Here is a 23,303-nt window from a genome sequence, read left to right on the forward strand (position 1 = left end):
GCCTCACACAGAGACACAGAGGGTAAGGCGAGGGCACGGAGAACCTCTTTTCTGTTCTTTCCGTTCCCTCTGTGGCTCTGTGTGAGGCCATCCGTTCTACTGGCAGGTCGGGCGCCCGTGCGGAAGCGGCAGGGTGCAGGTGCGCGTGGTGCCGTCCTGCGTGATGACCAGCCTGGCCGTGCTGGAGCCGTCGTACGTGATCACTTCACGCCGCGACGAGCTCTTCGTGGTCCCCGCCGAGGTCACGCTCACGCGCAGCGAACGCGTCACCGTGCCGGCCGTGGGGTAGCTGTGACGGCCGGTCTGCACCGGAATCACGATCCCCACGATGGTGTCGCCGATCGCGCGGATGGCGGTGAACGCGACGCCCGCCGAGTCCTTGCCCGCCAGGTTCTCGGTGCCGGCCGAGGTCCCGCTCACCGTGCGCTGCGTGCTGCCGCGGGCCAGCCCGGAGACCGTCTGATCGCTCGCGTGGCTCACGACGGCGGTCACGCTGTCGCGCCGGGTGGTGGTGCCGCTCACCGTGGTGCGCGCCCGCACCGTGTTGGTGGAGCTGTCGAACGCCGTCTGCGTTGCGCCGCTCGCGCTGGTGAAGGCCAGCGTGCGGGTGACGGTGAGGCCCCGGTGCGTGCTGGTGCAGGTGGTCACGCCGCCGGCGGTCGCGCAGTTCCCCGAGTTTCCGCCGAAGTCGAACGGGCGCCGGCCGTCACGCGGCCCGCCCAGGAAGTCCAGCCGGAGCCCGCCGCCCATGAAGTCGAAGCCGTGGAGGAGGCCATTGGGACCGCGCCGGCCGTGGTCGCCGCCCCTGCCCCCGCGCCGCCCGCCGTGGCGGTAGCCGTCGCGCGTGGAGTCGCCGCGTGCCGAGTCACGGCGCGCGGAGTCGCGGCGCACAGTGTCCGAGGAGAAGCCGGAAGTGTCCGAGGAGAAGCTGTTGCTGGTGGAAGCGAAGCCGGTGGGCGTGGAGACGAACGCCGCGTCCACGTCGAGCGCGTCCTGCGTGGTGCTGGTGGAGTCAGAGCAGGCCGCACCGAGCACGGCGATCGCTCCGATGAGTGCGAGGGGTACGATCCGGGCCATGGGAGCTTCTCCGCATGAGGTTGCGCGGCGCCGGCCTCGCGGGTCCTTCCCGCGTGCTGCACGGCAGCCGTCGCACCTATGACACGCGAGCCGCGCGGCACCCTATCGCGAGCTTCTCCCCGCCCCGGTCCGCTCTCGGCGCCGCTCAGTCGACCGGCACCCGTACGATCTCCCGCTCCACCGGTCTCTTTCCGCGGGAGACCGTCCTCGGCTGCGCCGTTCCTGTCCGAGGAGTTCGGGTTCCCAGCTCAGCCGGCGCGGGCCGGTGGCGTGAATTTCCCGCGCGGTGTCCCTCTAACCGATGGCGCTGCGTCCGCGGGACGCGCGAGGTTTCTTGTTGGAGCCGGGAGGTGCTCTTAGCTTGCGCCGGCGCGACCCCTATCCGCCGCCCGATCATCGCCCCGCAATTTCTGAGGCTGCACCTCCTTCTTGTCCCGCTTCCCAGGATGCATCATGCTCCCACCGTTCATGCGCGGCGCGTCCATCCTCCCGCTTCTCCTCCTGGCAAGTGCGCCGCTTGCCGCGCGGAGCGCCGCCGCACAGGACGAGCAGGGCGGGTCCGCCCGCATCGTCCAGGTGATCGGCGCCGACACCCTTTTCCCCGTCCGTGGCGCGTCCTTCCGCCGCGCCTTGAACTTCGAGGTGCCGGGCGACACCGCGCGCGTGGTGGCGGTCACGGCTTCGCCGCTGACGAACGCCGACGGGAGCGAGGTCCCGGTGCGGCTCAACGGCGGCGACAGCACCGTACAGGCGGAGGTCGCGGCGCACGGACGGGCGCGCATGGAGCTGGCGGCCAGCCTCCCCAACCCGGGAACCTACCGCGGAAACGTCGCCCTGGTCACCAACCGCGGGCGCGAGCTCTGGTGGTACCGCGTCGTCTGGGACACCACTCCCGGGCGGGCGCTGGTGGTGAAGGCGCCGGGGGCGCTGGAGAAGCAGCTGTTCCTGGGTGGCGGCCTGGAGATCCTGCTGACGGTGCAGGACAGCACGCGCCTCCCGGTGCAGATCTACGCCCCCGCGATGGTCTCGCTCACCCGCGCCGGCAACGGCGACACCGCGTTCCAGGCGCCCCACAAGGTCGTCAGCTCCGAGTGCGCCGGCGGGTTCACGGTGCAGGCGAACTCCACGCTCCGCTGCACCGTGCGTCTGAGCGGCTTCACGCGGGCGGGGCGCTACACCGGCGAGGTGCGCGTGGCGGGGCCTGACGTGGCCGCGTCGGCGCACAAGGTGGCCGTCTACGTCCGCCGCTCGTGGTTCTTGGCGCTCCTGGCCATTCTGGCCGGAGTGGCGCTCTCCGAGTGGCTGCGCAGGTACCTGCGGGACCGGCGCCCCCGGCTGGAGCGCCTGCGCGACGCCGAGCGCCTGGTGGACCGTGCCGACGTCCTGGCGGCGCGCCCCGGCGCCACGGCCGACGAGCTCGAGGTGCTGGCCGCGCTCCGCGCCCGGGTCGAGACGCTGTCAGCGGACCCCGAGCTGGGGACGAGCACGACAGCCCCGGCCGTGTTGGGTGAGGTGGAGGGCAAGCTGGAGCTCTTCCCCCGCTGGGCGGCGCTCGCCGCGCGGGTGGCCGCGCTGGAGCCCGCCCTGCGCGACGAGCCGGCGAAGACGCTGCGGGCCGTCCGCGCCTACCTGGAGGGCACGGGAAGCACCGACGAGGAGCGGAAGGCCGTGCAGATCTCGCTGAACGGCCTCCCCGCCGCCATCGACGCCGCGCAGGCGAAGGAGCTGAGGCGGGTGATCGACGCCTTCACGGGCGAGGTGAAGGCCGAGCGCGACGCCCGCCCCTCCGACGCCCCCTTCCTCAAGCTCCTCCAGGACGAGGTGGAGGCCCGCGCCGCCGGGGCCGGCGCCCACGCCGACGCCGGCCGTCTGGCCGCCGCGCGCGAGGCCTTCGACGCCGCGCGCGGGGCGTACGCGCGCCTCTTGGCCGCCGACCTGGGGACGCGCCTGGAGCCCGACGACGCGCCGGCGTGGATGGAAGCCGCGGCCTGGGAGGCGTTCGCCTCGCGGGTGCGCGCCGAGCTGGCCCGCGTGACCGCCGCGGCGACGCCCGCGGAGGCGATTGCGGCGTACGGCGCGGCGCGCGCGGTCTACCTGCACGAGCTGGCGTCGGCGCTCCGCGCCCAGGTCCGCAAGCGTGCGGCCGACCCGGCGCTTGCCAAGGAGCACCGCGACGCGCTGGTGTCCGTGACCGAGAAGCTGGACGGCGTGCTGCGCCTGGTGAAGCTGGGCGACGCGCACGCCGCCTCCGGTGCGCTGGAGACGGCCCAGGCCGACTTCCAGGAGGTGGAGACCCGCTTCCCCGTGCAGCCTGGCGGCGGTGGAGTGGGCGGCAGGGTCGCCGCGATCGTGGCGCCCGACGGCTCGCGGACGGCGGCGGGCGCTGCGCTCCCCGGCGGCGTCCCGGGCGGGGGCGGGTACACCGACCTTCCGTGGACCCCGGAGGCGAAGGGGTGGCGGCGCGGCGTGGCGGCCCGCACCCGCGAGATCGGGCGCGGCGACATGGCGGTCTCTGCCCTGGCGGCCGGGATCGCGGTGCTCCTCGGCCTCTCGCTCCTCTGGGTCGACAACCTCATCTGGGGCTCGTTCAAGGACGTGATCGCGGCGTTTCTCTGGGGGCTGGGGCTGCACAAGGTAGGGACCGACGCCTTCGCCACCTTCGGTGGCGTGGGCTCGCTCCTCGACACCTACCGTCCCAAGGCAGGGGGAGGAGGAGGGGGCGATGCCGGCGACTGAGCACCTCAGGGCGGATCTGCGGGTGGAGGTGGTTCGGCACGAAGAGCTCCTCTTCCTGAGGGCCCGCGTCGCGGGAACGCCCGGCGTCCTCCTCTTCCCCGGCCGCGCATTGGAGCTGCTCGCCGACGAGCGGGAACCGGTGCTGGCGTGGTTCGGCGCGCGCGGCGGGGTCGGGGACGCGCTCCGGGCGTGGGCCGGCGGCGGCCGTGCATCGGCGGGCACCGACGACGGCTGCGCTGGCATTCAACGAAGCATCGCTGCGAGCCGAGGAAGATGCATGCAGAAACCCTGATTTGATCAAGGCGCTCGCCGCATCATGGGAGGCGTTTAGCATGAGTGGAACGGAAGAGAGGCGCCCCCCAGCAGGGAGCGCCTCTCTCGTTCCTGTAGGTCGTTCGCGCCCCAGCTCGGCCTGGGCGCCGCCGGTCAGGGCTTCTCGATCCTCCACCGCTGGCAGTCGCCGCCCCAGTAGGGCCAGAGGATGGCGTCGGCGCCGTCGGCAGTGGAGCAGCCGCCGACGTCCAGGGCCTTGCCGCTGTTGCGCGCGACCAGGCGCCAGGCGTTGTCACCCGTCGCCACCACCTGCCACTGCTCGCACCCGGCGCCCGAGTACGCGCCGACCACCACGTCCGCGCCGTCGGCGGCGGAGCAGCCGGCCACCTCCAGGGCGAAGCCGCTGTTGGCCGCGGTGATCTTGTAGTAGCCGGTGCCCAGGTTCACGAAGTCCCACTGCTGGCACAGGCGCCCCGCGTACGGCCACACGATGACGTCCGCGCCGTCCGCGTTGGAGCACCCCGCCACGTCCAGCGCCTTGTTGCTGTGCTTGGCGATCAGCCGGTAGCGCCCGTCCGGCACCACCAGCGGCGATGCGCCCACGCCCGTGTTGGTCATCACCACGCGCTGGAGAAGGCCGTCCGTGGCGTAGGTCAGGCGGTCGATGGCGGTGCTGCGCCCCGCGCTGAAGTTGCCGTTCTCCCAGCGGTGGTAGACGACGTGCCACTGGTCGGTACCGGGGCGCTGCAGCACGGAGTGGTGGCCGGGGCCCTTGTCCTCGGTGTTGGAGGAGAGGATCTGCGCGCGGTAGGTCCACGGCCCCATCGGTCCGGTCGCCGTGGCGTAGCGCACGTTGTAGCTCGCGTCGTACCAGCGGCCGTTGGAGTACGTCATGTAGTAGATGCCGTTGCGCTTGTGCATGAACGGCGCTTCGGTGAAGTACGACGGCGTGCGCACCACGGGCGTGCCGGCCAGCGAAGTCATGTCGGAGTTCAGCTTCACGATGGCCAGGTTGCTTCCCGCCGAGCCGCCGTAGTACAGGTACGCCTGCCCGTCGTCGTCCACGAACACCATCGGGTCGATCGCCTCCACCGTGGAGGTGCTGTGGACCAGCGGCACGCCCTTGTCCACGAACGGCCCGCGCGGCGAATTCCCCACCGCCACGCCGATCTTGCTGTCCGGCGCGGGCCCGTTGGCCGAGTAGTAGAAGTAGTACTTGCCGTTGCGGAAGACGATGGCCGGCGCCCACCCGTTGCGGTCCGTCCAGCTCACGCCGGGGCCGAGGTCCAGCACGACGCCCTCGTCCACCCAGTTGGTCAGGTCGAACGACGAGTAGGCGCGGAACGCCCCGCCCCCCGTGGGATAGAGCCAGTACTTGCCGTCGAGGACCGCGATGTGGGGATCGGGCCTGTCGCCCGGGAGCATCGGGTTGCCGGTGGTGGCCGTGATGCCGACGTTGGCACGCGGCTCGCCGGCGGGGCCGGTGCCGGTGACCTCGCCGCACGCCCCGGCCGCGAGCGCGGCCGTTAGGGTGAGCGCGTGAAGCCACGATGGGGTGCTCCGTGCCATGGGTGCTCCGGGGCGTGGGGAAGGAAGGCGTACAACTACCCCGGTGCAGGCACGCGGCGGACCACGGGGCGTCCGCCGCTTAGTCGTTGCGCGGGTTGTCGTTGCGCGTTTTTCGCCCCGCGGCGGTGCGTCCCAGAGTAGTGCACGCCCGCACCCTGGGCACCAATGTGGTGCTCCCGCTCGGCTGCAGGTGCCCGATCAGGCTGGCCCCGCGCCTACCTCCGAGGAGCAGGACAGCTGCGGGTGCGTCTCCGCCAACCCCAGCCGCGCCAGCCCCCAGCCCACGAGGCCCCTCCACTGCCGCGGCTGCTCCGGCGCCTTGAGCGCGTGGAGCTTCCCCGCCGCGGACGGCGAGCCCGCGGCGCTGGCCAGGCGGAACCATCGTGTAGCCATGCCGCTGTCCGCGGGAACGCCGTCGCCGTGCAGAAACTGCTCGCCGATCGCGGCCATGGCGTCCGGGGAGCCCGCGCACACTGCCTTGCGGTACCAGCGATGCGCCTGCACCGGGTCCTTTTTCACCCCCATGCCCGCCTGGTACACGCGTCCGACCGCGTACATCCCCCGCGCCGAGCCGGCCCTTGCCGCCGCGGCGTAGTGCTGGACGGCCTTCGCCGTGTCCCGCGCGACCAGGATGGCGGCGTCGTACATGTAGCCCAGGTCCACGCGCGCATCCGCCGAGCCGGCCGCCACGGCGCGGGTCAGCCAGTACAGCGCGGAGTCGCTCTCCGCCTGGCGGTGGACGACGCCGAGCCTGCGCATCGCCTCCGCGTCGCCCCGCCTCGCCGCCTTGTTGAGCCAGAGCCGCGCGTGGTACTTGCTCGCCCGCGTCGTTCCGTACCCGGTTTCGTACGCGGTAGCCAGCGCGGTCATGCTGCGGAGGTCGCCCTTGCCCGCCGCCTCGCGCAGCTTCTTGAAGCCCAGCTCCGGATTGTGTTGGGCGCCCCGGCCAGTCATGTACGCAATCGCCTCCAGGCCCCGCGCCTCGGCATTCCCAGCCTGAGCCAATTCTTTGAACAGATGAAACGCACTGTCCGCGGCCCCCGCGGCGCAGAGCGCTTTCGCCTCGTCGAGATCCGCCGTCGACGAACCCGCGGAGGAAAACGTGACGGCCTCTGGCGCAGATGCCTCAGCCGGCGAGGAGAACGCACTCGTCGGCGCGCATGCCATCGACTGCAATCCCGCTGGAACGTACGGAAGAGGAGCGGTATCCCGTGGTATACTCGCGACGACCAACGCGGAGATCGCCAGAATCCCGCCGACCGCTCCGCGCTGCTTCGCGCGGCGAAACCTCGGCACCGGGAACAGCTTGGCGGGGTTCACGTCCTTGCGCGCGAGCAACTCGGGGCGCGTTCCGCTCAAACCGTGCACCTCCAGCTCCGCGCTGGCCATGTCGAAGGCGGTCTGCACGGACTCCCCGCCGGCGAGATAGCCGTAGAACGCGGCGTCGAACCGGATCGCATCCTCGTCCGCGATCCCGCCGGAAGTGCCGATAGCGCAGCCCACGACCTGGGCGATGGCCGCGGCCTGGTCCCTCGAAAAGCAGGCACTCAGGACCACGAGCCGGATCTCGTGCCGGAACACCGTCAACATCTGCTTCAGCGCGGCACCCGTGACCAGCTGCGGGCCGGCCCCGTGCGGCGAAGTGAACTTCAGTCCCTGGACGTTCCCGTGTCCGCTGAAGTGCAGGATCTGCGGGCGCGTGAGGCGCAACCGATCGATCAGGTCCTCCGGACGCGCGTCGAACTGGCAGTCGAAGTCCATCACGGAGAGGCGGCCGTCTTCCTCCACCCGCTTGCGAATCCCACGAAAGTCCGCACCGAGCTGGAGCGGCTGCGGCCTGTCCGGAAGCACCGACATCGGATCGGCCGCGAAAAAGAGGACTTTGGTTTTCTTCATGTTCGCCCGGGAAGATGAGAGGTGCACAGCCGACTAGTCGGCCATGCACCTCGAAATTCCTCTCCCGGGTGGCGTGCAATGAGCGTCAGGCGTACCCTAGCGGCCGAATGCGGTACGGTCGCATCGCCCTGGAGTCCCCAAGCACCCGCCCCATTCCCGCCTGTCAGCCGAGACGATGCGACAGGCGCAGGGCGAGGGCTGCCAGCGTCCGCACGGGATTGGCGGCGGAGCTGAACGGGAGCACCGACATGTCGCAGACGTAAAGGCGCTCGGTGCCCACCACGCGAAGGTCTTCATCGACCACCGAATGCGGTGCGAAGGGAGCATCCAGCCCGGGCCTGTACGGCATCCGCAGGGTGCCGACCGCGTGGTGCACCGTCCCCCAGCCGAAGCCCTTGCCACCCTGTCCGTACCGGCCCCCGGCGCGCGCGGGCTGGCCGTCGTTGTGGAACTGCGAGAAGATCCGGTCCGTCACGCCGTTGAGCACTTCGAACACCTCGCCGGCGCTCCTGCGCCATCCGGCCAGCGCGGGGAAGCGCTCCTGGGCGAGGTAGTCGACCCATTTCTGATTCCGGAAGGCGATCTCGGGCACGTACTCGAACGGCCGGGCCGGCTTCACCACGTTGTTCTCGTCCAGGCAGTTCCCGAAGCTGAACTTGATGTCGATCCGGGCGGGGTCGTCCGCGGCCCGGGTCCCCGCCGCGCCCTCGTCGTTCTCCCGCAGGTGCCAGTACTCGTGGTTGATGTTCATCTCCACGTTGAACGGGAAGCGGATCTGGCCCCCGTCTCGCCTGCCCCTGGAGTAGAAGACGATCTTGGCGTGGTCGCCCCGGTCCAGCCGGACGTCGCCGATCCCGCGGGCAAAGGTGGTGATCTCGTCGGAGGTGGGGTGATCCGTCAGCCCGCGGCCGAGCAGATCCTTGGTGGATTGCGGCAGCCAGGGGTACATGCTGGCGCGGCGCAGGAGCTTGGGGCTCTCGATGGAGCCGCCGGCCAGGACCACGGTTCCCGCCCGGAACGTCCGTGCCTGGCCGGTCAGGGTGTTGCGGGCCACCAGCCGCATGTGGTCGCCGTGGTTCTGCACGTCCTCCACGAAGTGGTTGAGCAGGAGCTGCAGCCCCGCCCAGTCGCCGTGGCTGACTCCCGGCGTAAGGCCGACCTGGTTCACCAGCAGCTCGGCCGTGTTGAAGACGCCGGTCGGCTCGGTGAAGAACTCGTCGTTCGCCGTGCCGTCTGGCTTCAGGTAAGGCTGATGCAGCGCGCGCGGGGTCTCATGGATGTCGAAGTCCTCGCCGAGCGGCGACTGCCGCAGCCGCTCGACGACGGCTTTCGCCCTGGACCCCATCGACCGCGACTCGCTCATCACCTCGCCCGCCACCCGCAGCAGGCCCCCCGACGCCAGATCCCGCCGCACCCGTTCGGGAAAGAAGCCGAGCTCCCAGTCCTGCACGGTCGGGATCAGGCCGGACCAGAAGATCGACCGCCCGCCGAAGTTCATCTGCGGCTTCTCGCCGATGAAGTTCTGGGTTCCGGAATTCCCGTCCTGCCAAAAGGTGTCGCACGCGAAGTGCTGCGCCATCTTCGCGTTGGGAAAGCGGCAGAGGTTGTAGACGTGCGTGGGATAGATGAACGACCCGGCCTCCAGCACCAGGATGCGCTTCTCCTTCCCGACGCGATCCGCCAGATCGTCCGCCAGGATCCCGCCCCCCATTCCCGACCCGACGATCACGATGTCGAAGTCGTCCCTGGGCCCGATGTAGCGGAGGAAGAGCCGCTCCTGGGCCGCACTCGTTTCCGAAACGAAGTTCGCGTACGTGGAAGGCGTAAACGTCATCGCACCCGCTCCTGTTGGACATTAACTCGACCGGTCTCTGGCAAGATGTAGTTCCGGGAGCGTGTCAGGAAGGATCGTGTTCGCCGGAAGGCTGCGCCTGGCGCGGTACGAATCTGACGTGCAAACGGCCGCGGCATCCGATTACTGGACGCCGCGGCCGCAACCTCATCCACCCGATGATCAAATAGCACTCATGCTGACCACCCGCACACTCGGCACGCAGGGCCTCGCCGTCTCCGCGCTAGGCCTCGGCTGCATGGGGATGAGCCAGGCCTACGGCACCGCGGAGGAGCGCGACGAAGCGGAGTCGATCGCCACCGTCCACCGGGCCATCGAGCTCGGATGCACCTTTCTGGACACGGCCGAGGTGTACGGCCCGTTCGCCAACGAGGAGCTGCTCGCCCGCGCCCTCCGCGGCCGGCGCGAACAGGTGGTGATCGCGACCAAGTTCGGCTTCAGGATCGAGAACGGCCGCATGGCGGGGCTCGACAGCCGGCCGCAGCACATCCGCGAGGCGGTGGAGGGCTCGCTCCGCCGGCTGGAGACGGACCGCATCGACCTCCTCTACCAGCACCGCGTGGACCCCGCCGTGCCCATCGAGGACGTCGTAGGCACGATGGCCGACTTGGTGCGCGAGGGAAAGGTGCGCTTCCTCGGCCTCTCCGAAGCGGGCGAGCAGACGATCCGCCGCGCGCACGCCGTGCACCCGATCTCGGCGCTGCAGAGCGAGTATTCGTTGTGGGAGCGCAACCTGGAGCCGCGCATCATCCCCCTGCTGCGCGAGCTGGGGATCGGCCTCGTCCCCTTCGCGCCGCTCGGCCGCGGCTTCCTTACCGGCGCCGTGAAGCGCGCCGAGGAGTACCCGCAGGGCGACTTCCGCCGCGGCGACCCGCGCTACCAGGGCGAGAACTTCGACGCCAACCTCCGCGCCGCCGAGTCGGTGCGCGCGCTGGCCGCCAGCAAGGGCGCGGCCCCCGGCCAGATCGCCCTCGCCTGGCTCCTCCACAAGGGCCCGGACCTCGTCCCCATCCCCGGCACCAAGCGCCGCCCCTACCTCGAAGAAAACCTGGCCGCCGCCGACGTCTCGCTCAGCAGCGACGAGATGTCCACCCTCGACGCCGCCCTCGCCCCCGACAAGATCAGTGGCCCGCGCTATAACCCCGCCCAGCAGGCGCACGTGGATCGCTGACGCGGACACGCAGGGAGAGAACAACAGAGAAAAGCCTCACACAGAGGCCACGGAAGGAACTGAAAGCCACAGAAAAAACCTTGATGCGGTTTGCTCTGTGTCTCTGTGGGAGCCATGCGGTTGCGGTTCTCTCCTGCGTCTCTGCGCCTCTGCGTGAGACTTGAGGAGCTTCCAACGGCCGCCGCGGCGGGCGCGCTGGAAGGCACCCATGCGAGGCTCGCCGTCAGCGTTTCACGCGGAACTTGACGATCTCGTGGCTGTTGCGCTGGGCGGTGTAGAGGCCGTCGCGGTCGTCGAAGGCCAGCCCGAACCCCACTGTGCCCTCGCCGAACGCGTCGACGAAGTGGCCGGCGGCGTCGAACACGCGGATGCCGCGCCCCACGTCGCTCACGTACACGCGGCCGCGCCCGTCGATGGCGAGCCCCACGGCCCAACGGAACTGCTCGGGCCCGTCGCCCTTCCCCCCGAAGCGGTCCACGAACCTCCCCGAGGCATCCAGCCGGTAGATCTCGCCCGTCCACTGGTCCAGCGCGTACACCTCGCCCTTTCCCGACACGGCCAGCCGTGCCGGCGCGGCGTTTTCCTGCACCGCCTGCCGCAGGTCCACGCGGCGCAGCACCTTGCCGTCGCGCGAGAGGTGCACCACGTCGGCCGAGTGGTTGGCCACCCACAGCGTTCCATCGAGCGCCAGCACCAGGTCGTTCACGTTCTGGCCCGCGCCGGCCACCGTGCCCAGCGGGCGGCCGGTGGCGCCCTCATAGCGGCGGATGCGGCCGCTCTGCACCACGTACACGGTGCCGCCGCGGTCGGCCTCCAGGTCCACCAGCGGCATCCGCGGGTCTGCCGTCCACTGGGTGACAAAGGTGCCCAGCGAGTCGAACACCTGCACCCGGCCTCCGCTGTACTCGGCCACGTAGATCCGCCCCGCGCCGTCCACCGCCACGCTCCGCGCGTCCTCGAACCGCCCGGCGCCCGTGCCCTCGCTGCCAAAGCGGAGCACCACGTCCGCGAACGCGGGGGGCGTGTTGGGTGCGGGCGTGCTCAACGGTGCGCTCCCGGCCACCGCCCGCGGCTGGTCGGCCGGGGCGGGCGGCGGCGATCCGCTCCGCGTGGCCACCACCACCACCCCGATGACCAGCGCGACCAGCAGCACCGCGCAGCCGGCCACGCGACCGGCGGCGTTCTTCCGGACCACGGTGCCCGGCGGCAGGGTCGCCTCCAGGCGGAGGACCGCGTCCACGGCCTCGTTCAGCCCGCCCCCGAAATGGTCGCGGTACAACTTGGCGGCGGCGACCCTGTCCCCCGCGCGCAGCAGCCGCAGCACCTCCGCGACGGCGGCCTGCGGCCCAGCGGCACCGTCGGCGCGGCCGGCCAGCAGCACGCTCCCGCCGCAGTAGGGGCATCGCGCGGTGGTGTCCAGCGTTGCGGGCGCGTTCAGCGGCGCGGAGCACGTGGGGCAGCGCAGCAGTTCGGGCATGTGCGTCGGGGGGGGTCGGCGTGATGCAGGCGGGTGGGTGAGGCCGAGCCGCCGCTCGGATTCCGCGTCGACCGAAGGCTACTCCGCGCCGAGCGTGCGGGCAAGATCGGCGTTCGCCCGTTCGCCGGGCCCTTCCGCAAATCAATCGGGCGCTCCGGAAAGCCGGAGCGCCCAATTGATTGGTGCCCGTCGGCGGACTGGTGTCAGCGCGGCCAGGCCGGCCCGCACCCCGTCTGCTGGTAGGTGTCGCTGATGTTGAGGAGCTTCCAGCGGCCGTCGCGGCGGGCGAGGTGGAAGGCGTCGAAGCCGCAGTGCGTGACGGTGGTGTCGCGGCGGACCTGGTACTCGGCCCACACGGACGCCAGGTCGCCGCTCACGTGCACCACCGGGTTGCGGATGGGCTCGTCGATCCCGGGCTGGCCCGGCTGCGTGACCGCGCGGATGAACTGCGCGCCCGTCATCACCATCACGCGCGTACCGCCGTCGCGGGTGGGGCGGATGAGTGTGAGGCGCGTGAGCGAGTCCACGTGCAGGTTCATCGCCGTGGTGTCCCTGGTCCGCAGCGCGTCCATGAAGCTCTGAATGGACGCGAGCACCGCGGCGCGGTCCTGCTCCGTCGTCTCGCGCGCGCCAGCCGTCGCGGCCGGCGCCGGGGAGGGGGCGGGTGACGTCTGCGGCTGGCAGGCGGCGAGCAGCGGGAGAAGCAGCAGAACGAAGTGTCGGTTGCGCATGTTCGTGGGTGTGCGGGGGGAGTGGGTCCGCCTCCTGGCGGCGGAAGGCAGCGACCAAGCTACGAGGCGACACCGCGCGCCGCCAATCGTCCGTAACAAAGGGCAAGAGAGTGGGAACTCCGCCCCACGTGCGCGGTGGCTTTCTCCGACGAAATACACATCTCGTGAGAAAACCTCGCCTTACGTCCGACAGAGCTCTGCGGGAGGTTCACTTCATCTGCAGCGCTAGAGGGACCAATGGCCAGGCGATACACGGGCAACATGAATGGGGAGCGGTATCTCGCGAACACCAGCCCGAGCAAGATGGAAGTTCATGATCTCGACAACGAGAAGGAAAAAGACTGCCAGATCGACGAGATCATCGAGGCTGATCACGACAAGCCGTACACCTCGCAGAAGAAGGCGAATGACGACGGTTACGACAACTGCCACCACTGCATCGGCGGTTCGACGAGGTGAGCGTAGCCCTGCCTGAGAAGGTTGGAGTACCGCTGAGGTAAGTGCAGCCGGGCCGAAGCCATCCAGGTGTCGATGGGCACGATAGAACAGCGGCCCTGGCGACCCATCTCGCCAGGGCCGATCGTAAGTGATTCGCTTGCAACGCTCTACGCCGTTAGATTGATCGTGGCAGCGGCGCGAACACGCCCCCGCCCGCCGGGCACCGTTGCCGGCAGCCTTCCACGCGGGCGGTGCTCCGATGCGAATCCTCCGGTATCTCCTCACCTTCACCCTTGGCGCCGTCGCGATGCTGGCGACCGTGCTTGCCGTCGACCGCGCCTCTCCCGGCACGCTGGACCGCGTGCAGGTCGCACTCGGGCCGGAGGAGTCCGTGCCGGTCGCCGTCGCGCCCGTGGCGGTGCCCGGCGTCGCGCAGCCTGCTACGCCCGCGCAGGTCGCCGTCGTTCCTTCCGCTGGCGTGGAGCTGCCTGTAGTGGTGGCACCCACGGCGGTGGGGGCGCTGGGACTCATGATCCCCGTGCAGGGCGTCGCGGCGGCGAAGCTGGTGGACACCTACGACCAGGCCCGCGGACAGGGCCGGCGCCACGACGCCATCGACATCATGGCCGCGCAGGGCACACCGGTCGTGGCGGTGTCGGACGGCGTGGTGATGAAGCTGTTCCAGAGCGCCCGCGGCGGCATCACGCTGTACCAGCTGGCGCCGGACCGCCGCACGATCTACTACTACGCGCACCTGGATCACTACGCCGCCGGCATCGCGGAGGGGCGTCCCTTGCGCCGCGGCCAGGTGCTGGGGTACGTGGGGAACACCGGGGACGCCGGCCCCGGCAACTACCACCTGCACTTCGAAGTTTCTACCACCAAGGACCCGGCCAAGTACTGGGGTGGCGTCGCGCAGAACCCGTATCCGCTGCTGCGGTAGCGCCCGGCGCGGGCTCACACGCGGCCGCTCAGCGAAGCCCGAGGAACGCCATCAGCTCGTCCACCGCGGCGCGGCCGGCGCGGTTGGCTCCGATGGTGGAGGCGGAGGGGCCGTAGCCGACCAGGTGGATGCGCGGGTCCCGGGCGACCTGCGTCGCGAGCCGGCCGGTCATCGTGATCCCCCCGCCCTGCTCGCGCAGCATCAGCGGCGCCAGGTGGTCGAGCGAGCTGCGGAAGCCGGTGCACCACAGGATGACGCCGGCGCGCAGCTCGGTGCCGTCGGGCCAGCGGACGCCGTCCTCGGTGATCTCGCTGAACATCGGGAGGCGGTTCAGGACGCCGCGCGCGCGCATCGCCTCGACGGCGGAAGTGACGGGAAGACCGGTCACCGAGACGACGGAGACGGGCGGGAGGCCGCGGCGCACCCTGTCTTCCACCATTGCCACGGCGGCGCGCCCCGCCGCCTCGTCGAAAGGGCCGGAGCGGAACTCGGGCGGCTTGCGCGTGACCCACGTGGTGGTCGTGACGCGCGAGACCTCGTCCAGCAGCTGGATCGCCGAGATGCCGGCGCCCACCACCACCACGTGCCGCCCCACGAACTCATCGGCGGTGCGGAAATCCTTTGTGTGCAGCTGCCGCCCGCCGAACCGCTCCGCGCCCGGGTACTCGGGGATGTACGGCGTCTCCCACGTCCCCGTCGCGTTGATGATCCCGCGCGCCGAGACCTCGATGCGATCCGTCTCCACCCGCAGCCGGTCGCCGCGGTCGCAGACGACCCTGGCCGCCACGGGCCGGTAGACCGGAAGATCGAACGCCTTCTCATATGCGGCGAAGTACCGCGGCACGGCCACATTCGCCTGCACCTCGGGGTCTGACGTGTCCACCGCCTCTGAGAAGGGCATCCCGGGCAGATCGTGGACGCGGTTGACGGTGCTCAGCGTGAGCGACGGCCACCGGAACTGCCACGCCCCTCCCGGCGCGGGCGACTGGTCCAGCACCACGAAGCCCCGGTGCGCGGCCAATCCTCGCTTCTTCAGGTGGTACGCCGCCGAGAGCCCCGCCTGCCCCGCCCCCATGACCACGATCTCGGTCTTGAGCGCCACCCCTGAACGTGGTCGGTGCTGTGGCACGTCCAGAGTGGAAGTGTGTTCCATACAAATCGTCGACAGGATCGTGTCCCGGCTTCCCGGGCACCCCCGCTCGCCCGGGAAGCTACGGCGCTGAAGCTCGCGGGCACGCGGATCCAGTATCGCGCACCGCATTCATGCGACGCGGGCGCGACAATTCGGTCGCGCCCGCGCGTCTCTTCTCCACCGGCCATGACGACGACTTCGAAGCGCCTGGGCCGAATTACTCGACTGTAACGCTTTTCGCCAAATTCCGCGGCTGGTCCACGTTCGTCCCGCGCAGCACGGCGATGTAGTAGGCCAGCAGCTGCAGCGGCACGCTCGCCAGGATTGGCGTGAGCGCGTCGTGGGTGCGGGGGATGCAGATGGCGTGGTCCACCACGTCGATCAGCTCGTGGTCGTCTTCGCTGATCACGCCGATGATGCAGCCGCCACGCGCCTTCACCTCGTCGATGTTGGAGCGCACCTTGTCGTACACGGCGTCCTTGGGCGCGATCACCACCACCGGCATGTCCTCGTCGATGAGGGCGATGGGGCCGTGCTTCATCTCGGCGGCGGGGTAGCCCTCGGCGTGGATGTAGCTGATCTCCTTGAGCTTGAGCGCACCCTCCAGCGCCGCCGGGAAGTTGTAGCCGCGCCCCAGGTACAGGAAGTTCCTGGAATCGACGTACTCCTCGGCCAGCTTCTGAATCGCAGAGTCCATCTCCAGCAGGTGCGACACCTGCTCGGGGATCTGCTGCATGGCGCGCACGATCTCGCGGCCGCGCGCCGGCGACAGGGTGCCGCGCAGCCGGCCCAGGTGCACGGTGAGCATCGCCAGCACCAGCACCTGGCTGGTGAACGCCTTGGTGGACGCCACGCCGATCTCCGGGCCGGCGTGCAGGTAGATGCCCGCGTCCGTCTCGCGCGCGATGGTGGAGCCCACGGCGTTGACCACGCCCAGCGTGGTGGCGCCCTGCTGCTTCGCCTCGCGCATCGCCCACAGCGTGTCCGCCGTCTCGCCGGACTGCGAGATCGAGATGGTGAGCGTGTTGGGCTCCACCACCGGCCGCCGGTAGCGGAACTCGCTGGCGTACTCCACGTCGGTGGGGATGCGGGCGATGTCCTCCAGCATGTACTCGCCGATCAGCCCGCTGTGCCACGAGGTGCCGCATCCCAGGATGATGATGCGCTCCACCGCGCGCAGCTCCTCGTCCATCCCCGTGAGGCCGCCCAGCTTCACCCCGCCCTCTTCGGGAAGGAGGCGCCCGCGCATCGTCTCGCGCAGGGTGTTGGGCTGCTCCATGATCTCCTTGAGCATGAAGTGCGGGTAGCCGCCGCGCTCCACCTCGCTCAGGTCCCAGTCCACGTGGCTCACGGGGCGGCTCACCGGGCCCTGCGCGGGGCGGTGCACCGTGTAGCCGCCGGGAGTGATGGTAACCATGTCGCCGTCGTCCAGGTACACCACCTCCCGGGTGTGCGCGATGACGGCCGCCGCGTCGGACCCCACGAACGTCTCGCCGTTCTCGCCCACGCCGATCAGGAGCGGGCTCCCCAGGCGAGCGGCGACGATCTTGTTGGGGTCGCGCGTGGAGACCACGGCGATCCCGTACGTCCCCTCGATCTGCCCGAGGGCGGCCTCCACGGCGCGCTCCAACGACCCCTGCGCGCGCCCCTCCCCCTTTTCGAACATCTCCTCGATCAGGTGCACCAGCACCTCGGTGTCCGTCTCGGATGAGAAGACGTGGCCGCGCCCCTGGAGGAGCTTCCGCAGCGTCCCCGCGTTCTCGATGATTCCGTTGTGGACCACGGCGAAGTCGCCCTTTTCGCTCATGTGCGGGTGGGCGTTGCGCGTGGTGGGCGGCCCGTGGGTGGCCCAGCGCGTGTGCCCGATCCCGTACACCCCCTCCACCGGATCGGCCTCGATCGCCTTCTCCAGCTCGACGATCTTGCCGGCTTCCTTCCGCACCTGGATGGTGCCGTCGCGCACCACCGCGACCCCCGCGGAGTCGTACCCGCGATACTCCAGCCGCTTCAGCCCCTGGATGAGGAGCGGCGCGACCTGCTGCTCACCGATGTAGCCGACGATTCCGCACATGGGGGTTTCTCGATTCGTGTGATGATGGGTCGTGTCGTTACGCCGTCACGCCGGAAGGGCGGTGCGCAGCGTGTCCACCAGCGCGAGCGCCTCCTCGCGCGAGGGCGCCTCGCAGATGATGCGGACGATCGGCTCGGTGCCGGAGGGGCGCAGGTGCGCCCACTTCCGCTCGGCGGCCCAGGAGAGGCGCAGCCCGTCCTGCCGGTCCGCGTCCGCCTCGGGGAAGCGCGCCGCCAGCGCGTCGTACACCGCGTCCAGCGGCTGCGACGGGCGGGGGAGCTTCTCCTTGACGATCTCGTACTTGCCGATTCCCGCCGCCAGCGCGCTCAGCGGCTGGTCGCTCTCGGCCAGCAGCTGAAGGATGAGCGCGGCGGCCACGGGCGCGTCGCGCGTCAGGTGCACGTCGGGGAGGATGACTCCGCCGTTCCCCTCGCCGCCGATGGTGGCGCGCTCCGCTTGCATCCGGCGCGCCACGTTGATCTCCCCCACCGGCGCGCGCACCAGCGTGCGCCCGGCGGCCTCCGCCACGTCGTCCAGCAGGCGGCTGGTGGAGAGGTTCGTGACCAGCGCGCCCGGCCGGTGGCGCAGCACGAGCGACGCCGCCAGCGCCAGCGTGTAGTCCTCGCCGATCGCCTTCCCTTCGTCGGAGACGAGCGAGAGGCGGTCGACGTCGGGGTCGGTGGCGAGCCCCAGCTCGGCGCCGCTGCTGCGCACCAGCTCCTCCAGCTCGCCCAGGTTCTCGGCGACCGGCTCCGGCTCGCGCGGAAAGAGGCCGTCCGGCTCCATGTTGATGGCCGTCACCTCGCAGCCCAGCTCCTCCAGGAGTCGGGTGAAGATGGCGCCGCCGGCTCCGCGCACGCAGTCCAGCGCCACGCGGAAGCGCCGCTGGCGGATGCGCTCCACGTCCAGGAACGGGATGCCCAGGATGCGCTGCAGGTGCCGCTCGACGGCCTCAACGTCCTCCTTCCATCCGCCCAGGTCCTGCCAGGTCACGCGCGGCACCTCGACGTCGGCGATGGCGCGCATCCCCGCGCTCTCCTCGGCGTCGAGGAACATCCCGGTGGGGCCGATGAACTTCAGCGCGTTCCACTCGATGGGGTTGTGGCTCGCCGTCACCGCGAGCCCGCCGGCCGCGCCGAGGTCCTCCACCGCGAGCTGCACGCTGGGGGTGGGCGCGACGCCCACGTCCACCACGTCGCACCCCACGGACTGGAGCCCCGCCGTGGCGGCCCGCGCGAACATCGGCCCGCTGACGCGGCTGTCCCGTCCCAGCACCACCGTCTTCCCCGGCCCGCGGCTCCGCACGTACGCGCCGAACGCGGCGGCGAAGTGCGCGATGACCTCCGGCGTGAGCCCTTCCCCCACGCGTCCCCGTAGCCCGGAGACGCTCACCATCAGCTTCGAAGTATCGATCACGTGCGCCGTATTCGCTGGTTGACTTGCCGTGGTCGCGGGGACGCTTTGCAAGATCGGTTCTCAAAAAAAGCCTCGCGTAGAGAACAAAGCCTCACACAGAGAACACGGAGGGAACCGCAAGACGCAGAGAACTCCTTCTGCCGTTCTTTCCGTGCCCTCTGTGTCTCTGTGTGAGGCCCTGTTGTTCTTTGGTACGGGTCCTCGCTACCTTGCGCAAAGCCTAACCCGATTCCGCCATCCGGACCGTCAATGAGCGCATCGCTGTACGACCGTTTCGCCGACGCCGCACGGCGCTTCCCGGACAACCTCGCCGTCGCCGCGGCGGATTGCCCGCCGGTTACGTACGCCGAGCTGGACCAGCGCATCACCTCGTTCGCCGCGGAGCTGCACGCGCTGGGCGTGGCGGGGGAGCGCGTGGGGATACTGCTTCCCAACGTGGCGGCGTTCCCGGTGGCGTTCTACGGGGTGCTGCGCGCCGGGGCGAGCGCGCTGCTGCTGAACCCGCAGTACTCGCGGCGCGAGATCGCCGAGTACACCGCCGACGCCGGCGCGCGGACGGTGGTCACCATGGAAGCGCTGGAGCACCTGCTTCCGCCCGGCGCCACGCCGGTGCTGCTGGAGCCCGCCGAGGGGTGCATGACCGAGCCCTCCACCGGGCTCGCCGCGGACTTCCCCCTCCCCCGCCCCGGGCCGGACGATGAGGCGGCCGTCATCTACACCTCGGCCATCCACGGGTGGGCGCGCGGAGCCCGGCTCACGCACCGCGGCCTGGGCGCCAACCTCGCCTCCACCATCGAGGCGATGGCGCTGACGCCCGACGACCGCGTCTTCGCCCTCCTCCCGCTGATCCACGCCTTCGGGCTCACCGTCACCATGACGGCTCCGCTCTCCGCCGGCGCCACCATGGTCCCCGTAGAGCGCTTCCACCCCGTCCGCACGCTGGACCAGCTGGAGGAGTCGCAGGCCACGGTCATCAGCGGCGTGCCGGCCGCGTACCTGGCGCTGGTCTCCGCGGCGGAGCGGCGCGGCGTGCCGAAGCATGCGCTGCGCGCGGCCATCTGCGGCGGCGCGCCCCTCCAGGCGGAGGTGTCGCGGCGCTGGGAGGAGACCTTTGGCATCCCCCTGCGCGAAGGGTACGGGCTGACCGAGGCGTCGCCCGTGTGCCTCTTCAACCGTGTGGACCGCCCCAACCAGCCGGGCTCCATGGGGCACCCCTTTCCGGGGGTGGAGGTCACCATCCGCGGCACGCGCGGCGAGCACTGCCCGGTCGGCTCCACCGGCGAGATCTGCGTGGAGGGCGCCAACGTCTTCGCCGGCTACGTGGGCGAGGAGGGACGCGACCCGGAGCAGTTCTGGGGCGGCGCCCTGCGCACCGGCGACCTGGGCGTGTGCGGGCCGGACGGCACCATCCGCTTCCGCGGCTGCCTGAAGCCGATGTTCACCCGCAGCGGCTTCAACATCTACCCGCGCGAGATCGAGCGCGTCATCCAGGAAGACCCGCGCGTGGCCGATGCCTCCGTGACCGCGGTGCCGGACGGGGCCAAGGAGAACGAGATCGCACTCACCGTCGTCCCCGCCCCCGGCGCCGAGCTGAGCGAGGAGGACGTGCGCCGCCTCTGCCGCGACGGCCTCGCCGCCTACAAGCAGCCGGGGCGCATCACGATCGAACCCGCCTGACCCGCCGCGTCTCCGGCACGGCCGGCACGGGCGCGGGCATCGGCGCCGCCGCGATCTTCTCCGCGTTCTCCGCGCCGGGGCGCGCGGCCTTCTCCGCTTCCCTGGACGCGGCGATGATCATCGCCACCGCGCCCACGATCACCACGGCGGAGAGGGCGACGCGCGCATCCAGCGACTCGCCTGCGAGCGCCCATCCCAGCACCACCGCCACCAGCGGGTTGACGTACGCGTAGGTGGAGGCGCGCGAAGGGCTCACCACGCCAAGCAGCCAGATGTACGCGGTGAACGCCACCAGCGACCCGAACACCGTAAGATACGCCAGCGCCGCCAGCGACTTCGCCGAGAAGGCGGAGGGATCCACCCGCCCCGCGTCGCCCGTCACCAGCCCCGCGGCCATCAGCAGCGCGCCGCCGGCCAGCATCTGCATGGAAGTGGCGAGGAAAGGCGACGCCGGGAGCGGAGCCTCGCGCGAGTAGAGCGAGCCCGCCGCCCAGCTCAGCGCGGCGACCACCACCACGAAGGCGCCCAGCACGTCCACCCGTCCGCCGCCGAGGTCCTGCGGCCCCACCAGGATCACCAGCCCGCCGAAGCCGAGCACCACCCCCGCGGCCGTGCGCGCGGAAGGCCTGCGTCCGCCGGGGCGCAGCCATTCCAGCAGCACGATCCAGAGCGGCTCCACCGCCACCAGCAGCGCCGCGATCCCGCTGGCGATGCGGTGCTCGGCCCACACCACCGCGCCGTTGCCGAACAGCAGGAGCATCCCGCCCAGCAGGAACGCCGAGCGCCAGTGCACCCGCATGGGGGGCGCGACGCCGCGCATCCGCATGAACAGGTAGAGCACCGCACCCGCCGTCATGAAGCGCGTGCCGGCCATCAGAAAGGGCGGGAGCGTCTCGATGGCGTAGCGGATCGCGAGGTACGTCGAACCCCAGATCAGGTACACCGCGGCGAAGGCCGCCAGCACGGCCGCCCGCGGCTCGCCCGCGCGCGTCTCAGCCACGGCTCGCCTCCCGCGGAATGGGAAGCGCGGCCGTCTCCTTGACCGTGTCCATGACGATGGTGGAGCGCGTGGAGACGATCGTGTCGATCTCCCCGAAGCGCTCGGAAAGGAGCACGCTGAGCGCGCGCGCGTTGGCGACGCGCACCTTCACCAGGAAGCAGTCCTCGCCCGCCACGTGGTGCACCTCCTGAACCTCGCGGAGATCCGCCAGGCGGCGCGACGTGTTCACCGCCCCCGCCCGCTCGCTCGCGCGCACGAAGACGAAAGCGGTCAGCCCCAGACCCACCGCCTCGGGGTTCACGCGCGCGGCGTACCCCATGATCACGCCGCGCTCCTCCAGCTTCCGCACCCGCTCCAGAATCGCGGAAGGCGCCATCCCCATCTGCCGCGCGATCTCCGCGTTGGAAGTGCGCGCGTTCTCCTGCAGAAGCGCCACGATGCGCAGGTCGATATCATCCATACGTTCTCTCCACCAGCAAAATCACCGAACATCGTACTCCCGTCTGAGCAGCAATCTGCGTTCCAGCACCTTGCATGCGCAACACTGCCGAACAATATTCGTTGGGACAGCGGACACCTTGCCGTGCGGTGGAGCGGCGCGCATCTTCCGCCGCCACACGACCGAACCCAGCGGAAGAGAGAAAAGACATGATGCACGATGACAGCGCGGAGGCCGCGGCCCACCGCTTCGCGACCCTGGCGGTGCACGCCGGACAGACGCCCGACCCCACCACCGGCGCCATCATGGCGCCGGTGTACCAGACCTCCACCTACGTGCAGCCGGAGCTGGGGCGGCACCTGGGGTACGAGTACGCCCGCACGCACAACCCCACCCGCGAGGCGCTGGAGCGCAACGTGGCGGCGCTGGAGGGAGGCACGCACGGCATCGCCTTCGCCAGCGGCCTGGCGGCCACGGACACGCTCGCCAAGCTGTGGGACGCGGGCGACCACGTGGTCTGCGGCGAGGGCGTCTACGGCGGCACCTTTCGGCTCTTCGCCAAGGTCTTCGCGCGGCTGGGGATGGAGTTCTCCTTCGTGGACAGCGGCAACCTGGACGAGATCCGCGCCGCCATGCGCCCCAACACGCGCCTGGTGCACGTGGAGACGCCCACCAACCCGATGATGCGCATCTCCGACATCGCCGGGGCGGCGGAGATCGCGCACGCGGGCGGCGCGGTGCTGAGTGTGGACAACACCTTTGCCTCGCCCTACAACCAGAACCCGCTGGCGCTGGGCGCGGACGTGGTGCTGCACTCCACGACGAAGTACATCAACGGCCACTCGGACATGATCGGCGGGATGCTCGTCACCTCCAGCGACGACCTCCACGAGCGCCTCCGCTTCCTGCAGAACGCGGCCGGCGGCATCCCGGGACCGTGGGACTGCTGGCTGGCGCTGCGTGGCACCAAGACGCTGCACCTGCGCATGCAGGCGCACAACGCGAACGGCCAGCGCATCGCTGAGTACCTGGAGGGGCACCCCAAGGTGGTGAAGGCGTTCTACCCGGGCCTTCCCTCGCACCCCCAGCACGAGCTGGCGAAGTCGCAGATGCGCGGCTTCACGGGGATGATCTCGGTGGAGTTGGGAACGATGGACCGCGCGCGCGCCTTCGTGAACAACGTGCGCATCTTCGCGCTCGCCGAGTCGCTGGGCGGGGTGGAGAGCCTGATCGGCCACCCCGCCCTGATGACGCACGCCTCCATCCCCTCCGACCGCCGCATGGCCATGGGCCTCTCCGACGCCCTCGTCCGCCTCTCCTGCGGCGTCGAGGACGTGGACGACCTGATCGCCGACATCGACCAGGCGCTGGCAAAGGCCTGAGGCGCTCGCTCGCACGGATGAGA

The 23,303-nt window shown here is 70.7% G+C and carries 18 protein-coding genes; 7 read left to right on the top strand and 11 right to left on the bottom strand.

All coding sequences use genetic code 11. The features are described from left to right. Positions 1 to 96: 96 nt before the first annotated feature. Positions 97 to 1,077, bottom strand: coding sequence for a hypothetical protein (locus VF584_08995; protein ID HEX8210313.1), 981 nt, complete (start codon positions 1,075 to 1,077; stop codon positions 97 to 99). A 453-nt stretch (positions 1,078 to 1,530) separates the two neighbouring features. Between VF584_08995 and VF584_09000 the strand changes: the two genes are divergently transcribed. Then, entirely contained in the window at positions 1,531 to 3,813 is a 2,283-nt protein-coding gene (locus tag VF584_09000; GenBank protein ID HEX8210314.1) for a hypothetical protein, read from the top strand. Beyond that, on the top strand, positions 3,800 to 4,105 hold the full coding sequence (locus VF584_09005; GenBank protein HEX8210315.1) for a hypothetical protein: 306 nt from the start codon (positions 3,800 to 3,802) through the stop codon (positions 4,103 to 4,105). Before VF584_09000 ends, VF584_09005 begins: the two co-directional genes overlap by 14 nt. Positions 4,106 to 4,239: 134 nt before the next feature. Here the strand turns inward: VF584_09005 and VF584_09010 are convergent, their stop codons facing one another. From VF584_09010 to VF584_09020, 3 genes are all read right to left on the bottom strand, one after another. Further along, positions 4,240 to 5,655 (bottom strand): family 43 glycosylhydrolase, encoded by a 1,416-nt coding sequence (locus tag VF584_09010; protein HEX8210316.1) that lies wholly within the window; start codon positions 5,653 to 5,655, stop codon positions 4,240 to 4,242. 198 nt (positions 5,656 to 5,853) lie between these two features. Further along, positions 5,854 to 7,551, bottom strand: coding sequence for a CHAT domain-containing protein (locus VF584_09015; GenBank protein HEX8210317.1), 1,698 nt, complete (start codon positions 7,549 to 7,551; stop codon positions 5,854 to 5,856). Positions 7,552 to 7,714: 163 nt separating this feature from the next. Beyond that, complete coding sequence (locus tag VF584_09020; GenBank protein HEX8210318.1) at positions 7,715 to 9,385, bottom strand: GMC oxidoreductase; 1,671 nt, start codon at positions 9,383 to 9,385, stop codon at positions 7,715 to 7,717. A gap of 193 nt (positions 9,386 to 9,578) precedes the next feature. Between VF584_09020 and VF584_09025 the strand changes: the two genes are divergently transcribed. Next, complete coding sequence (locus tag VF584_09025) at positions 9,579 to 10,574, top strand: aldo/keto reductase (protein HEX8210319.1); 996 nt, start codon at positions 9,579 to 9,581, stop codon at positions 10,572 to 10,574. 223 nt (positions 10,575 to 10,797) lie between these two features. Here the strand turns inward: VF584_09025 and VF584_09030 are convergent, their stop codons facing one another. Continuing rightward, positions 10,798 to 12,051, bottom strand: coding sequence for an NHL repeat-containing protein (locus VF584_09030; protein ID HEX8210320.1), 1,254 nt, complete (start codon positions 12,049 to 12,051; stop codon positions 10,798 to 10,800). 203 nt (positions 12,052 to 12,254) lie between these two features. After that, positions 12,255 to 12,782: a hypothetical protein gene (locus VF584_09035; GenBank protein ID HEX8210321.1), complete on the bottom strand. Its 528-nt coding sequence runs from the start codon at positions 12,780 to 12,782 to the stop codon at positions 12,255 to 12,257. 237 nt (positions 12,783 to 13,019) lie between these two features. On the opposite strand from VF584_09035, the gene VF584_09040 reads away from it, so the two are divergent. Further along, positions 13,020 to 13,241 (top strand): hypothetical protein, encoded by a 222-nt coding sequence (locus tag VF584_09040; protein HEX8210322.1) that lies wholly within the window; start codon positions 13,020 to 13,022, stop codon positions 13,239 to 13,241. 238 nt (positions 13,242 to 13,479) lie between these two features. After that, positions 13,480 to 14,163, top strand: a complete 684-nt coding sequence (locus VF584_09045; protein ID HEX8210323.1) for a M23 family metallopeptidase — start codon at positions 13,480 to 13,482, stop codon at positions 14,161 to 14,163. 28 nt (positions 14,164 to 14,191) lie between these two features. Here the strand turns inward: VF584_09045 and VF584_09050 are convergent, their stop codons facing one another. From VF584_09050 to glmM, 3 genes are all read right to left on the bottom strand, one after another. Continuing rightward, positions 14,192 to 15,265, bottom strand: a complete 1,074-nt coding sequence (locus tag VF584_09050) for an NAD(P)-binding domain-containing protein (protein HEX8210324.1) — start codon at positions 15,263 to 15,265, stop codon at positions 14,192 to 14,194. Positions 15,266 to 15,512: 247 nt separating this feature from the next. Beyond that, the gene (gene glmS / locus VF584_09055) at positions 15,513 to 17,366 is read right to left on the bottom strand and encodes a glutamine--fructose-6-phosphate transaminase (isomerizing) (GenBank protein HEX8210325.1); all 1,854 of its coding nucleotides are present in this window, start codon (positions 17,364 to 17,366) and stop codon (positions 15,513 to 15,515) included. 45 nt (positions 17,367 to 17,411) lie between these two features. Further along, positions 17,412 to 18,782 carry a phosphoglucosamine mutase gene (gene glmM / locus VF584_09060; GenBank protein ID HEX8210326.1) on the bottom strand — a complete coding sequence of 457 codons (1,371 nt, stop codon included), beginning with the start codon at positions 18,780 to 18,782 and terminating at the stop codon, positions 17,412 to 17,414. A gap of 249 nt (positions 18,783 to 19,031) precedes the next feature. Between glmM and VF584_09065 the strand changes: the two genes are divergently transcribed. Beyond that, entirely contained in the window at positions 19,032 to 20,459 is a 1,428-nt protein-coding gene (locus tag VF584_09065) for an AMP-binding protein (GenBank protein ID HEX8210327.1), read from the top strand. Here the strand turns inward: VF584_09065 and VF584_09070 are convergent. Both VF584_09070 and VF584_09075 read right to left on the bottom strand, forming a co-directional pair. After that, complete coding sequence (locus VF584_09070; GenBank protein ID HEX8210328.1) at positions 20,440 to 21,459, bottom strand: EamA family transporter; 1,020 nt, start codon at positions 21,457 to 21,459, stop codon at positions 20,440 to 20,442. The genes VF584_09065 and VF584_09070 overlap by 20 nt on opposite strands. After that, a complete protein-coding gene (locus tag VF584_09075; protein ID HEX8210329.1) occupies positions 21,452 to 21,919 on the bottom strand; it encodes an Lrp/AsnC family transcriptional regulator in 468 nt (155 codons plus the stop codon). The genes VF584_09070 and VF584_09075 overlap by 8 nt, the downstream gene beginning before the upstream one ends. A 188-nt stretch (positions 21,920 to 22,107) precedes the next feature. Between VF584_09075 and VF584_09080 the strand changes: the two genes are divergently transcribed. Further along, positions 22,108 to 23,280, top strand: a complete 1,173-nt coding sequence (locus tag VF584_09080) for a cystathionine gamma-synthase (protein ID HEX8210330.1) — start codon at positions 22,108 to 22,110, stop codon at positions 23,278 to 23,280. Positions 23,281 to 23,303 lie beyond the last annotated feature (23 nt).

This window comes from Longimicrobium sp., assembly GCA_036389135.1.
In the GTDB taxonomy this organism is placed as follows: Bacteria; Gemmatimonadota; Gemmatimonadetes; order Longimicrobiales; family Longimicrobiaceae; genus Longimicrobium.